11 protein-coding genes are annotated in these 12,717 nt (G+C 67.3%); 6 read left to right on the plus strand and 5 right to left on the minus strand.

Annotation, left to right across the window (positions count from 1 at the left end; genetic code table 11):
• Positions 1-117: 117 nt before the first annotated feature.
• Together HCH03_RS07805 and HCH03_RS07810 are read right to left on the minus strand one after the other, a co-directional pair.
• On the minus strand, positions 118-1,662 hold the full coding sequence (locus HCH03_RS07805; RefSeq protein ID WP_221689042.1) for a response regulator transcription factor: 1,545 nt from the start codon (positions 1,660-1,662) through the stop codon (positions 118-120).
• 136 nt (positions 1,663-1,798) lie between these two features.
• Complete coding sequence (locus HCH03_RS07810; RefSeq protein ID WP_221689043.1) at positions 1,799-3,304, minus strand: flavocytochrome c; 1,506 nt, start codon at positions 3,302-3,304, stop codon at positions 1,799-1,801.
• A 326-nt stretch (positions 3,305-3,630) separates the two neighbouring features.
• Between HCH03_RS07810 and gatC the strand changes: the two genes are divergently transcribed.
• From gatC to HCH03_RS07840, 6 genes are all read left to right on the plus strand, one after another.
• Complete coding sequence (gene gatC / locus HCH03_RS07815) at positions 3,631-3,942, plus strand: Asp-tRNA(Asn)/Glu-tRNA(Gln) amidotransferase subunit GatC (RefSeq protein WP_221689108.1); 312 nt, start codon at positions 3,631-3,633, stop codon at positions 3,940-3,942.
• Positions 3,942-5,513, plus strand: a complete 1,572-nt coding sequence (gene gatA, locus HCH03_RS07820; protein ID WP_246599874.1) for an Asp-tRNA(Asn)/Glu-tRNA(Gln) amidotransferase subunit GatA — start codon at positions 3,942-3,944, stop codon at positions 5,511-5,513. The genes gatC and gatA overlap by 1 nt, the downstream gene beginning before the upstream one ends.
• The gene (gene gatB, locus HCH03_RS07825) at positions 5,510-7,087 is read left to right on the plus strand and encodes an Asp-tRNA(Asn)/Glu-tRNA(Gln) amidotransferase subunit GatB (RefSeq protein WP_221689044.1); all 1,578 of its coding nucleotides are present in this window, start codon (positions 5,510-5,512) and stop codon (positions 7,085-7,087) included. The genes gatA and gatB overlap by 4 nt, the downstream gene beginning before the upstream one ends.
• Positions 7,088-7,287: 200 nt before the next feature.
• Entirely contained in the window at positions 7,288-8,802 is a 1,515-nt protein-coding gene (locus tag HCH03_RS07830) for an alanine/glycine:cation symporter family protein (protein ID WP_221689045.1), read from the plus strand.
• Positions 8,803-8,885: 83 nt separating this feature from the next.
• On the plus strand, positions 8,886-9,158 hold the full coding sequence (locus HCH03_RS07835; RefSeq protein WP_080144962.1) for a DUF2427 domain-containing protein: 273 nt from the start codon (positions 8,886-8,888) through the stop codon (positions 9,156-9,158).
• A 143-nt stretch (positions 9,159-9,301) separates the two neighbouring features.
• On the plus strand, positions 9,302-10,219 hold the full coding sequence (locus tag HCH03_RS07840) for a DUF2797 domain-containing protein (RefSeq protein WP_221689046.1): 918 nt from the start codon (positions 9,302-9,304) through the stop codon (positions 10,217-10,219).
• A 61-nt stretch (positions 10,220-10,280) separates the two neighbouring features.
• On the opposite strand, the gene HCH03_RS07845 is transcribed toward HCH03_RS07840, so the two are convergent.
• The 3 genes from HCH03_RS07845 to HCH03_RS07855 all read right to left on the minus strand — a co-directional run bounded on the left by HCH03_RS07845 (position 10,281) and on the right by HCH03_RS07855 (position 12,542).
• A complete protein-coding gene (locus HCH03_RS07845; protein WP_246599875.1) occupies positions 10,281-10,568 on the minus strand; it encodes a type II toxin-antitoxin system RelE family toxin in 288 nt (95 codons plus the stop codon).
• Positions 10,565-10,786, minus strand: coding sequence for a type II toxin-antitoxin system RelB family antitoxin (gene relB, locus HCH03_RS07850; protein ID WP_246599876.1), 222 nt, complete (start codon positions 10,784-10,786; stop codon positions 10,565-10,567). The genes HCH03_RS07845 and relB overlap by 4 nt, the downstream gene beginning before the upstream one ends.
• 166 nt (positions 10,787-10,952) lie before the next feature.
• Positions 10,953-12,542: a helix-turn-helix transcriptional regulator gene (locus HCH03_RS07855; RefSeq protein WP_221689047.1), complete on the minus strand. Its 1,590-nt coding sequence runs from the start codon at positions 12,540-12,542 to the stop codon at positions 10,953-10,955.
• Positions 12,543-12,717 lie beyond the last annotated feature (175 nt).

Genomic DNA, 12,717 nt, shown 5'->3' on the forward strand with positions numbered 1-12,717 from the left:
TAGAAACTTAAGTTACATTCTTGAAGTTACCTTGCCGAGAAAAGTCATCTCGGTGAAGGTTGCGAGACCTGGAAAGCGGTCCAACGGCGGTTTGTCCCTGCACGCACGGCTCGGCCCTCAGTCGAGGGGCTGCTCGTCGATGCGGTCGAGGAGCTCCTGCTTGGTGTGGACGTCGAGTTTCGCGTACACGTTCTTGACGTAGGTTTTCACCGTGTTCTCGGACAAGAACAGCTTCTCGCCGATGGCGGTTTTGCTCCGCCCGCGTGCGAGCAGCGCCACCACCTCGAACTCTCGCTCGGTGAGGAAGTAGCGGCGCTTCAGCTGCTCGAGCTGGCGCGTCAGCGCGTCGCCGGAGCTGTCGGGCGCGGGCGCAGGCGCGGACTCAACTCCAAGCGGGCCGGCCTCCGTGGCGTCGTGCGCCTGCGCGCGGGCGGCGATGCTGCTGGCAAGCCCGCCGCCGCGTGCGCGGAAGTCGGCGAACAAAGGGCGCGTGCGCGGGATGGCGTCTCCCAGCAGCAGCGCCATGCTGACGGCCAGCAGCAGCACGATGACGGTGGTCAGGCCGACGGCGAGCGCCGAGTGGGGCACGGCGATCCAGATGAGCGCGCGGCCCAGCTCGCGCGGCAGGATGTGCGCCACCCATGCGACGCCCAGGATGGTGTACGGCTTCCAGCTGCTGTGGCGCGCGATGTCGTAGCAGCTGTACCACAGAAGACCCAGCGAGAACGTGTTCGCCGCCGCGATCAGCATGGCGCCGAACGGGGCCAGCGGCTCGCTCATGGCGGCCAGCGCCAGCACGCCGGCGGCGATGAGCGTGACGGCGATGTTCCAAAGCGACGAGAACTTGAGCGAGCGTCCCCAGACGAGCGCCCATCCGATCACGCCGAGCGAGAGGGCCGCCGCCCCGAACTGGTGAAGCGCCTGAAACGCCAGGGGCAGCTCGATGGACGCCCCCGAGGGGAAGCCCCGGGCGATGCCGAGGGCCAGGTTGAACAGCGCCACGCCGGTGAGCAGGCGGACGAAGGTCGAGCGCGGCTCGCGATCGTACACGGGCTCGGACGCGCTTCCGGCCTCGGAACCGTCTGCGCGGGCGTCCAGCAAGGCTTGGGCGCGGCGGAAGGCGATGCAGGACAGCGTGGGCATGAGGATGGCCGCCAGCAGCGCCACGTTTTCCGGGACCATGCCCAGAAACAGGCCGAAAAACGAGCTGGCGGCAAGCGACAGGAAGGCGTACAGCAGCGCTTCGGCCGGCCGCAGCCGCACGTAGAAGCTCATCCACATGCCGCCGCCCCAGACGATGCCGAACCCGGCGAGCGCGCAGGCGGCCGCCACGAGCGCTTGGCTGGGGTACACGCTTTCCAGCAGGAACAGCGCGCTTGCGGCCGTCATGGCGGCAGCCGATACGAGGCCGAGCGCGTTCTGGGCCTTGCGGGAGAATCCTCGGCGCACGATGACGGCCAGCATGACGAGGATGAGCCCGGCGCGCAGCAGGTTCGCGGCGATGGTGATGATGCCCGAATCGGTGGACGTGTAGCGGTCGTACAGGTCGGCCTGGATCCAGATGCGCACGGCCACAAGTCCTAGGAAGTTGATCGAGAACAGCGGCAGATGCCGCGCGAGAAACGCGGAGAACCCGCGCGCTTCGCGTTGTCCGTCCGCCATGCGCTCCATGCAGCCCCGCTTCCCCCTCGCGATCCGAATACGTCGACCCACAGTATAACGGAAAGCGGGCCCTGAAAACGAAGGACGGCGGCGGCCCGCGGGCCGCCGCCGTCCAAGGAGGAGAGGGAGGTCGAGGCTAGCGGCCGAGGAACTCCAGCACGCTTTCCGCCGCGCGGTGTCCGAACACGTTGATGTCGCAGATGGCGTTGCCGCCCAGACGGTTGCCGCCGTGGATGCCGCCCGTCACCTCGCCGGCTGCGAACAGGCCGGGGATGGGCGTGCCGCTTTCGTCTAGCACGCGCGCCTCGGTGTCGATGCGCAGGCCGCCCATCGTGTGGTGGATGCCCGGCGCCACTTTGATGGCGAAAAACGGCGCTTCGTCAATGGGGTAGCGGCTCTTCCAGCGGCCGAAGGGGTCATCCGTGTCGGCGGCGATGGCGCCGTTGTACGCTTCCATCGTGGCTGCGAAGTTGGCTGCATCGACGCCCATGAGGCCGCACAGGCCTTCCAGCGTGTCCGAGGAGAGCGCGAGGTTCTTCTTCTCGAACTTCTCCTTGATGCTCTTGTTCTCGTCGTACACCTTGCGGTCGAACACGGCGAACGCCCAGCCGCCCGGCTGCGCCCATTCCGCAGCCGACACCACGTCGCGCGTGAGCAGCTCGTCGGTGAAGCGGTTGCCGTCGGCGTTCACGAGGATGGCGCCGTCGCCGCGGATGCCCTCGCTCAACAGGATGGACGTGCCCTGCTCCACGGTGGGGTGCACCTGGATCTGCTCGATGTCCACCACATCGGCGCCCACGTTCTGGCCCAGCACGATGCCGTCGCCCTGCGCGCCGGGCTGGTTCGTGGTCACGGCCTCGCGCAGCTCGGGGCGGTACTGCGCCAGCATCTCGTGGTTCGCGCCGAACCCGCCCGCGGCGATGACCACGGCGGGCGCGCGGTAAACGATGTCGCGCTGGCTGCGGCCGTCGATCGCCCGCACGCCCACGATGGCACCGTCCTCCACGAGGATCTCCCGCACGTCCGTGTGCGTGACGGCGTCCACCCCGCGCTCCGCGCACTGCTCGCACATATGCTTCACGAGGTACTTGCCCACGGCGCTGCCGTCCTCGGGCCGGTGGATGCGCGGCACGGACGCGCCGCCGGAGGTGGATATCTTCGTGAGGTTCATACCGCGCTCGGCCAAACGCTCGATGGCGGCGTTGGAGTTCGAGCACATGTAGTTGATGAGGTCCATGTTGCCCAGATTGTGGCCGCCCTTGTAGGTGTCGGACGCGAAAAGTTCCACGCTGTCCTCGACGCCCTCGGATTCCTGCAGCTTCGTGCAGCAGGCGTTCATGCCTCCCTCGGCGAAGCAGGTGTTGCCGCCGGCCACATTCATCTTCTCCAGCAGTATGACGCGCGCGCCGCCGTCGTGCGCGCTCATGGCGGCCGTCATGCCCGCGCCGCCCGCGCCGATGACGATCGCGTCGTACGAGCCGCCGTCTCGCAGGTCGTCGGCGATTGCCTGCTTCGGCGCGCAGCCCGTGAGCCCCGCGAACGACGTAGCTGCGAGCATGCCCGTACCTATCATGCCGCGCAGGAACAGCCGCCTGTCCATGGCTCGGCCGCCGACCCTCGTGCCCTCGTTACGCTTGTTCATGGTGCTTCTCCTTCCTTGTTCCTCGGTCGTCGCTCGTGGCGGCGCCGATGCGGTTTCCTTGGTAGAGAGGCTACCGTCTCCAAGGTCGTTCGGGCAGACGACGAACGGGTGGGTGCTACACCCGAAGCGGGTGATTTTGCCGAATGGGCCTCGTTTGTCGTTGCCGAGCCCTTCTCCTGTGGATATCGTCGTGCGGCGCGGCGCGGGTGCGCAAAAGGGGCTGGTTTGCTATCATGGGCGGCGTTATGTTTTCACCTGTTCCGCCTTCGGTTCCGCAGCGCGCCTGCGGTGCCGGTGCGTGAAAACGAGAAGGGAAGAGCCACCCCATGACCCAGCATGTAACCGAGCACGATGTGCGCGATATCGCCGAGTACACGCGCATCGGCCTCACCGACGAGGAAGTCGCGCGGATGACGGTCGACCTGAACGCCATCATCGACAGCCTGCGTCCCATCACCGAATACGATCTGGAGGGCGTGGAGCCCACGTTCCACCCCATCGGCGGCCTGTCCAACGTCATGCGCGAGGACGTCGAGGAGCCCTCCTTCACGCAAGAGATCGCTCTCGAGAACGCGCCGAAGCAGCAGGACGGCTGCTTCCTCATCCCGTCGATCCTGGGCGAAGGGGGCGATCGCTGATGGCCGCCTCTCCCGCCTTCGGCGCGATGGGCGTCCGCGCTATCCGCGCCGGTCTCGCCGCCAAGGAGTTCTCCGCCCGCGAGGTCGCGGAGTCCTCGCTCGCGCGCGTCGACGCCGCAAACAAGGACCTGCACGCCTTCCTCGAAACCACCGAGCAGTTGGCGCTCGAGCAGGCCGCCAAGGTCGACGCGGCCGTGGCCGCCGGCGAGCTGGACGCGTGCGGCCCCCTGGCCGGCGTGCCCGTGGCGTTCAAGGACAACATGAACCTGGAGGGCACGCACACCACGTGCTCGTCGAAGATGCTCGAGAACTACGTTTCGCCGTTCACGGCCACGTGCGTGGCCCGCACCATCGAGGCGGGCGGCATCCCGCTCGGCAAGCTGAACATGGACGAGTTCGCGTTCGGCTCCTCCACGGAGACGAGCGCCTTCGGACCCACGAAGAACCCGTGGGACCTCTCTCGCGTGCCCGGCGGCTCGTCGGGCGGCAGCGCCGCGGCGGTGGCCGCCGGCCTGGCCACGGTCACGCTCGGCAGCGATACGGGCGGCTCCATCCGCCAGCCCGGCAGCTTCTGCGGCACGGTGGCCGTGAAGCCCACCTATGGCGTGGTTTCGCGCTACGGTGTGGTGGCGTTCGGCAGCTCGCTCGACCAGGTGGGCCCGTTCACGCGCTCGGTGGAGGACGCGGCGTTGGCCATGAACGCCATCGCCGGTCGCGACGTGCTCGACTGCACGAGCCAGGACGTTTCCGTCGACTTCACGGCGAACCTCGCCGAGGGCGTGCGCGGCATGCGCATCGGCGTCGTGCCCGCGTTCATGGAGGCCCAGGGCCTCACGCCCGAGGTGAAGGCCAAGGTGGAGGAGGCCGCCGATCACCTGCGCGCGCTGGGCGCCGAGCTCGTGGAGGTGGACCTGCCCAACGCGCAGGCCGCCATGAGCGCCTACTACGTGCTGGGCCCGTGCGAGGCGTTCAGCAACCTGGCCCGCTTCGATTCTGTGCGCTACGGCTACTGCGACCCGGGCCATGCGGACCTGAACAGCCAGTACGAGGCCAGCCGCGCCGCGGGCTTCGGCCCCGAGACGCGCCGCCGCGTGATGCTGGGCAGCTACCTTCTGTCCGCCGGCGTGTACGACAAGTACTACTACCCGGCGCAGCAGGTGCGCACGCTCATCACGCAGGACTACGCGCGCGCCTACGAGCAGGTGGACTGCATCCTCGCGCCCGTGTCGCCGCGCACGTCGTTCAAGTTCGGCGAGGTGAGCGACCCCACGGACATGTACCTGTCGGACATGTTCACCATCTCCATCAACATCGCCGGCAACGGCGGCATGAGCCTGCCGGTGGGCCTGGGCGCCGACACGCACCTGCCGGTGGGCGTGCAGCTCATCTCGCCGGCGTTCAAGGACGAGAACATGCTGCGCGCCGCCGCCGCGCTGGAAACGGTGTACGGCCCGGCCCCGGTAGCCCCCGCCTACGCCGACAGTTGTCATCCTGAGCGGAGCGCGCAGCGCGGAGTCGAAGGATCCCATGCGGCGCCAGCCGGCATCGACGGGGAAGGAGCCTCCCGATGAGAAAGCTCGAAGAAGTCCTCAAGGATTGGGAGGCCGTCATCGGCCTCGAGATCCACGCCGAGCTCACCACGCTCGACACCAAGATGTTCTGCGGCTGCAAGCTGGAGTTCGGCGCCGAGCCGAACACGCACACGTGCCCCGTGTGCCTTGGCATGCCCGGTGCGCTGCCCGTGCCGAACCGCGCGGCTATCGAGTCCATCGTGCTGGCGGGCTTGGCCACGAACTGCGACATCGAGAAGCACTCGATGTTCTACCGCAAAACGTACATGTATCCCGATATGTCGAAGAACTACCAGACCACGCAGGGCCCCGTGGCGTTCTGCATGCGCGGGCACCTCGACCTCGACGTGGACGGCGCGGCCGCCAAGGAGCGCATCGACCTGGACGGCCTCGACGCAGGCGAGAGCCGCGGCAACGCCACGCGCACCGAGACCGGCTACACCGCGCACGTGGGCATCACGCGCATCCACATGGAGGAGGACGCGGGCAAGATGGTGCACATCGGCGGCGGCGAGGGCCGCATCGCCGGTGCCACGCACTCGCTGGTGGATTACAACCGCGCCGGCACCCCGCTCACCGAGCTGGTCACCGAGCCCGACCTGCGCACGCCCGAGGAGGCGCGCCTGTTCATGCAGAAGCTGCGCCAGATCTACCTGGCGCTGGGCATCTCCGACTGCTCGATGGAAGAGGGCTCCATGCGCTGCGACGGCAACGTGAGCCTGCGCCGCCGCGGAGCTGAGGAGTTCGGCGTGAAGACCGAGCTCAAGAACATGAACAGCTTCAAGAACCTCCACGACGGCCTGGCTTACGAGATCTGCCGCCAGGCGGAGGTGCTCGAGGAGGGCGGCCAGATCTTCCAGGAGACGCGGCATTGGGACCCCTCGGCCAAGCGCACCATCGTGATGCGCGTGAAGGAGACGGCCGACGACTACCGCCTGTTCCCCGATCCGGATCTCGCGCCCTACGACCTCACGGACGAGTGGATCGAATCCGTGCGCGCGAAGCTGCCCGAGCTGCCCGATCAGAAGGCGGCCCGCTTCGAGGACGCGTTCGGCCTGAGCGCCTACGACGCCCGCCACTTGGTCGAGCATCGCGCCACCGCCGACTTCTTCGAGGCGTGCATGGAGCTGGCCGGCGCCGACGCGGCCAAGCTGGCGAAGCCGGTGGCGAACCTCGTCATCAACGACGTGACCGCCTACCTCAACGCGCACGAGGGCACGGAGTTGGCCGACACGCCGCTCACGCCCGCGCGCGCCGTGGCGCTCGTGCGCCTGACGGCGGCCGACGCCATATCGTCCAAGCAGGCCAAAGAGGTGTTCGCGGCCATCCTGGACGAAGACAAGGACCCGGACGCCGTCGTGCGCGAGCGCGGCATGGAGCAGGTGTCCGACACCGGCGCCATCGAGGCCGTGGTCGACGCCGTGCTGGCTGCCAACCCCGACAAGGTGGAGCAGTACCGGGGCGGCAAGACGGGCCTCATCGGCTTCTTCGTGGGCCAGTGCATGAAGGAGATGCGCGGCCAGGGCAACCCGAAGGTCATCAACGAGCTTCTGACGAGCAAACTGTCGTCCTAGACGAAACGCAAGCCTCGGCTGTCATACTGAGCGAAACGCAAGCTCCCGGCTGTCATCCTGGGCGAGCGCAAGCGAGCCGAAGGATCCCGCGCGGCGTCAGCCGGGAACGTCACGGCTGACGCCGCGCGGGATCCTTCGGCTCCGCCGCCTGCGCTCAGGATGACAGACGGATGGCGGGGAACAAGAACAGAAGGGGATCAATGGACTTCAACGCAACGCTCATCGCTGTCACCGGCGAGGTCGACGGCTTTCTCTACACGTACATCCTGCTGCTGTTGCTGGTGGCCGTGGGCGTGTACTTCACCGTGCGCACGAAGGCCGTGCAGCTGCGCTATCTCAAGGACATGTTCTCGCAGCTGACCGAGAAGAAGCACGTGCAGGGCGCGCGCTCCATCTCATCGTTCCAGGCGCTCATGGTGTCCACGGCCTCGCGCGTGGGCACGGGCAACATCGCGGGCGTGGCCACGGCCATCGCCACGGGCGGCCCGGGCGCCGTGTTCTGGATGGGGCTCATGGCCATCATTGGCGCGGCGTCGGCGTTCATCGAATCCACGCTCGCGCAGATCTGGAAGGTGCGCGGCAAGGAGGGCGAGTTCCGCGGCGGTCCGGCGTACTACATCCAGCAGGCGCTGGGGAAGCGCTGGCTGGGCATCCTGTTCGCCGTGCTGCTCATCCTGTGCTTCGCGTTCGGGTTCAACGGGTTGCAGGCCTTCAACGCGGCCTCGTCGCTCGAGTACTACATCCCCGACTACGCCACGAACGGCGCGGCCGTGGCCTGCGGCATCGTGCTGGCGGTGATGACCGCGTTCGTCATCTTCGGCGGCGCGAAGCGCATCAGCGTCATCACGTCCATCATCGTGCCCATCATGGCGCTGGCCTACATCGCCATCGCGCTGTGGACCACCGTCACCAACATCGCCGAACTGCCCGCGGTGTTCTCGCTGGTGTTCGCGTCGGCGTTCGACTTCCCGTCGATCTTCGGCGGCTTCGCGGGCTCGGTGGTCATGCTGGGCATCAAGCGCGGCCTGTACTCCAACGAGGCCGGCATGGGCTCAGCGCCGAACGCGGCCGCCACGGCGTCGGTGTCGCACCCCTGCAAACAGGGCCTCGTGCAGAGCCTGTCCGTGTACATCGACACGCTGCTCATCTGCACGTGCTCGGCCATGATGGTGCTCGTGTTCTACGTGCAGGACCCGCAGGCCGCCGCCGGGCTCAACGGCATGCCGCTCGTGCAGATGGCCGTGAACAACTCGGTGGGCGAGGTCGGCATCCACTTCATCACGTTCGCCATCTTCGCCTTCGCGTTCTCCAGCCTCATCGGCAACTACTTCTACGCCGAGAACAACCTGCGCTTCATCAAGGGCGACAGCAAAGCCGTGCTCCTGGTGTTCCGTCTGGTGTGCCTCGCGGTCATCTTCTACGGCGCGGTGAACAGCTTCGATCTGGCATGGAACCTGGCCGACATCTTCATGGGGCTCATGGCCATCGTGAACCTCGTGGCCATCGTGCTGCTGGGGAAGTGGGCGCTCAAGGTGCTCGACGACTACACGGCGCAGCGCAAGGCAGGCAAGGACCCGGTGTTCGTGGCCGCCAGCATCGAAGGGCTGCCGCCGACCGAGTGCTGGCACCTCGAGCACCTCGAGGAGTACGGCAAGCCGCCGGTTCAGGAGTACCTCGACGAGCAGATCGACGTGGAGTACGCCGGGCTGCAATAGCCGTGTGACGGTTTGAGCGTGCGGCTCGCAGGCATGGTACGATAAGGAAAACAAAGGCGATTCGCTCGACGAAAGGAAGCGGCATGGCCGACGACAACCGACGTCCGGGGGACTGGCAGCGCAGGGATCTGCGCCAGGACGCGAACGACCTGATGGAAGAGCCCAACCAGAAGAAATGGTACAAGCAGACGTTCTGGATCATCTTCTTCCTGGTGATCTTCTGGCCGGTGGGCATCGTGTTGGCGTGGAGGAGCGACTGGCATATCGCGGCGAAGATCGCCGCGAGCGTGTTCGTGGTCGTGGCCGTTTACTTCTCCTATAACATGTCGCTGGCCGTGCAGGCTATGGGGCGCTAGCCCGCGAAAACCCGGCTTCCGTTTTGCGCCTCCTGTGAGATTTCCCGCTTTTCGGCGGGCTCGCCTCGCGCATATGCCCCTCGTGCGCTATCATTCGCTTCGAAAAATGACGAGGCACATGAGAGTAATACGAGGATAACATCATGGAGAATTCGAACGACGTCCGCCCCGCCGTGCTGGCGGGGCACGGCTGCGACGAGAGCGGCCCCTACCTGCTGGTGAACGACCGCGCGCGCAACGTGCAGGAGCGCTTCGACGTGCGCGGGCGCACGTTCTCGCTGCGCCGTCTGCCCACGCGCCGCTGCGTGGGTCGCCACGATCTGGAGACGCACCTGAAGGTACCGTGCCCGCTCGACGTGGAGCTTCTGCCCGATGCGAAGGACACGGTCTGCCCGGCGTGCCAGGAGGCCACGGGCTTCAACCCCTCGTTCTACAACACGGACTTCGTCTCGCCGCAGCAGCGCGCGTACAACGCGGAGCCGCATATCGCGTACCTGGCGTACTTCTCGCCAGCGCACGTGAAGGCCGGCATCACGGGCGCGTCGCGCGGCATCCGCCGCCTGCTGGAGCAGGGCGCGCGGGCGGGTCGCATCGTGGGCCGTTTCGACGACGCCTATGCGGCCCGCGAGCTGGAGGCGGCGCTGTGCGCGCAGCCCGGCATCGCCGAGACCATGCGCGCAGCGAAGAAGACCGACCTGCTGGCGAACGAACGCTACGACGCGGCCGAGGCCGCCTCCGTGCTCGATCGCGAGGCGGCGCGCCTGGCGCAGGTGGAGGGCGTGGCGCGGGCCGGGTTCGCGCCCGAGCCGGTGCAGGACTTCTCGCCCTTCTATTTCGGCGGCCCGTCGCCCTCGTGCGACGACCTGCAGCAGCCGGACGGCCCGGACGACGTGTGCGGCGGCCGGTGCGTCGGCATGGTGGGCAGCGCCATCGTGTTCGAACAGGGCGGCACGAACTTCGTGGTGTGTCTGAAAGACTGGGAGTCCCACGAGATCGAGCTGTTGGAGAACGAGGTGGCCTGCACCTACGACTTCGCTCCCCAGCAGATGTCGCTGCTGTAGCGGCGGGCGAAGCGGAGGCGCCGTCTGTCGAGTGCGCACGTTCGGCAGGCGGCGCGAAGGCTCACAGATCCGGCAGGTTGCTGTACACGCCCTGCCGGTGTCCGACACGCACCACTTCTATCAGCAGCTCGTCGTCTTCGATGCGCGCGAGAACGCGATAGCTTCCCACGCGATATCGCCAGCCGTTACGGGTCCCCTGTATTGGCTTGACACCTGCTACTGTTTTCGGATTGGCGCAGTCATGCAGGTTCTCCGCCATCCAAGCGACGATCATTCTTCGCTGTTTTGCCGGAATGGCGTCAAGCTGCTTTTCGGCCCTCTTGGTAAGGGTGAGCCGATATCCCATCATTTATCCATTCCGTATTTGGCTAGAATGTCTTCGAACGGAATGCGCACGCCGTCGTCTTCGCGCAGCGCCTCTTCGTAGGCCTGCAGGTCGGCCGCATCCTCGACGCGCTCGAGCGCCGCTTCGCGCACGACGTCGGAGAACGTTTTGCCGCAGAAGTCGGCGTAGCTCTGTATCCACGCACGCTCCTCGGGGGCGAAGCGGATCGTTGTCGCCTCCATCGCCATCGGTGGCCTCCTTCCTTGTCGTATTGCATCGTAATACGATTATAGCACCGTCCGCAAGGCCCGGGCAAGGTGCGCCGGTCCTCTGTCCCTCCTCCGTTCGCGGCCGCAGGCCGCGCCGCCGCACGCAACCGCCGCAATCGGAAGGCCCGCCGGCCGCGCCTCAGCCGACGTAACGCTCGATGTAGTCGAGGATGGCCTGGCGAGAGTGCAGGTCGGTCTTGCTGTAGATGCGCTTGACGTACGTGTGCACGGTGCCGGGCGAGAGCAAGAGCTCGCTTGCGATCTTGTCCTGCGTGTGCCCGAGCGCGTAGAGCGCCAGCACCTCCGCCTCGCGGTCCGACAACAGGAACTGCTCCTGCATGCGGCTCGCGTGGCTCTGCATGATGGCCAGGCGCATGGCCGTGGAGGTGTCCGCCGGTTCCTCGAGGCCGAACGCGCGCTGCGCCGCGTGGCTCAAAGAGCGCTCGCGATCGTCGGGTCGCGGCGCCGGGGCGCGCAGATGCGGCAGGCGCAGGAACAGGAACTGGGCGCACAGCAGCAACAGCGCCGCCGCGATGGCGGTGGTCGCCGCAGCCTGGTTTATGGCGCCGAGCAGAACCGGCATGCCCAGGTTCGTCAGCGCGCGCGGCAGCAGGAACGCGATCAGACCGCCGCCCACGTAATAGTACGGATCCTGCTGCCCGAAGTTCATGAAGGCGAGCGCCACGTACCACGTGTAGGCCAAAAGCAGCACGTCCAGCACGTAGGTGAAGCTCAGCCCGATGTCCAGGTTGTCGGGGAAGAAGCTGCACGCCAAAAGCGCGAGCACGGCCAGGTTCTGCATGACCAGCCAGATTCCCGCCGTCATGACGTCGCTGTTCTCGTCGAGCGCCACGTACAGCAGCACCGCCGCCACGATCATGGTCAGCACGAAGTACACGCCCAGGGTGGCCGGCGTGTAGGGGATGGGCACCCCCAGGGGAAACACGCGGATGACGGCTTTCGCCAGCGCGAGTATCCAGATTCCCACGGCGGTGACGATGAGGAGGCGCTTGTCGTCCGCCATCGACCGGGCGAGGCCGAAGTACCCGGCGGTGCCCGTGGCGGCATTCGCCGGTTCCGCCCCGCTCCGTCCCGCCGCGCTCGCGACGCCGGCCGAACGGAACGCCTCCTCGCCCCAGGGACGCCGCTGAAGGAAGTGCAGGCAGAGCGCCTGCGCGCCTCCCTCCGCGGCCAGAAGCGCGTAGGCTGCGCCGCTCGGCAGGAACGCGGCGACGCAGATGAGCGGCTCGCTGACGATGACCGCCCCGAACACGACGACCGCCGCCGCGGCGGCCGACAGCCCGCGGGCGCTGCGCAGCCAAAAGCCCAGGGCGCCGAGCGACGCGGCCTCCAGAACCGTGACCGCCACGAGGCGCGCGGCGGTCACGTCGACGAGCGCGGCCTCGAGCAGGCCGAGCGCGGCGGCCGCGACCACCTGCGCCACGATGCACCAGGCGGCGCCCAGGCGCACGGTCGACGAGCGCAGGTGCTCGCGCCGCCGCGCAAGGAGCAGCATCCCCAGCGCCATGGCCGCAACGGCCGCGAACACCGGTCCGTTCGAGACGAGCGGGCCGGACAGGCGCAACGCGCTCTCGTTCACGGCCACGTTGAAGCAGGTGTTGGCCAGCGCGAGCCCCAACGTAGCCGGCAGCGTCGCGCGCATGATGCTCGCAAGCTTGGTTGTCCTTCGCTCGGAAGCGTCGCGATCGAGCGGTACGGCGTCTGTCATGGTGTACCCTCCCTGCTGGGCAGCGCGCGCGGGAGCCCGCGTCGGACATGCGAGCCATGCGTGCGATGCCCGTGCGAAACGGAAGCGGAAGCCTCAGTATACAAGCTTGCCCTCCCCTCGAACCCCTTGGGTTTTTATACCGCACCGCCTACGGCCCTTGTACCCGATTTGAGGG

It is taken from the genome of Gordonibacter massiliensis (ex Traore et al. 2017) (genome assembly GCF_019731765.1).
GTDB classification, from domain to species: Bacteria; Actinomycetota; Coriobacteriia; order Coriobacteriales; family Eggerthellaceae; genus Gordonibacter; species Gordonibacter massiliensis.

Excerpts from the sequence above, each read along its gene's own strand:
- HCH03_RS07805 (WP_221689042.1), bottom strand. The coding sequence starts at position 1,662 with ATGGCGGACGGACAACGCGAAGCGCGCGGGTTCTCCGCGTTTCTCGCG.
- HCH03_RS07810 (WP_221689043.1), bottom strand. The coding sequence starts at position 3,304 with ATGAACAAGCGTAACGAGGGCACGAGGGTCGGCGGCCGAGCCATGGAC.
- gatC (WP_221689108.1), top strand. The coding sequence starts at position 3,631 with ATGACCCAGCATGTAACCGAGCACGATGTGCGCGATATCGCCGAGTAC.
- gatA (WP_246599874.1), top strand. The coding sequence starts at position 3,942 with ATGGCCGCCTCTCCCGCCTTCGGCGCGATGGGCGTCCGCGCTATCCGC.
- gatB (WP_221689044.1), top strand. The coding sequence starts at position 5,510 with ATGAGAAAGCTCGAAGAAGTCCTCAAGGATTGGGAGGCCGTCATCGGC.
- HCH03_RS07830 (WP_221689045.1), top strand. The coding sequence starts at position 7,288 with ATGGACTTCAACGCAACGCTCATCGCTGTCACCGGCGAGGTCGACGGC.
- HCH03_RS07835 (WP_080144962.1), top strand. The coding sequence starts at position 8,886 with ATGGCCGACGACAACCGACGTCCGGGGGACTGGCAGCGCAGGGATCTG.
- HCH03_RS07840 (WP_221689046.1), top strand. The coding sequence starts at position 9,302 with ATGGAGAATTCGAACGACGTCCGCCCCGCCGTGCTGGCGGGGCACGGC.
- HCH03_RS07845 (WP_246599875.1), bottom strand. The coding sequence starts at position 10,568 with ATGATGGGATATCGGCTCACCCTTACCAAGAGGGCCGAAAAGCAGCTT.
- relB (WP_246599876.1), bottom strand. The coding sequence starts at position 10,786 with ATGGAGGCGACAACGATCCGCTTCGCCCCCGAGGAGCGTGCGTGGATA.
- HCH03_RS07855 (WP_221689047.1), bottom strand. The coding sequence starts at position 12,542 with ATGACAGACGCCGTACCGCTCGATCGCGACGCTTCCGAGCGAAGGACA.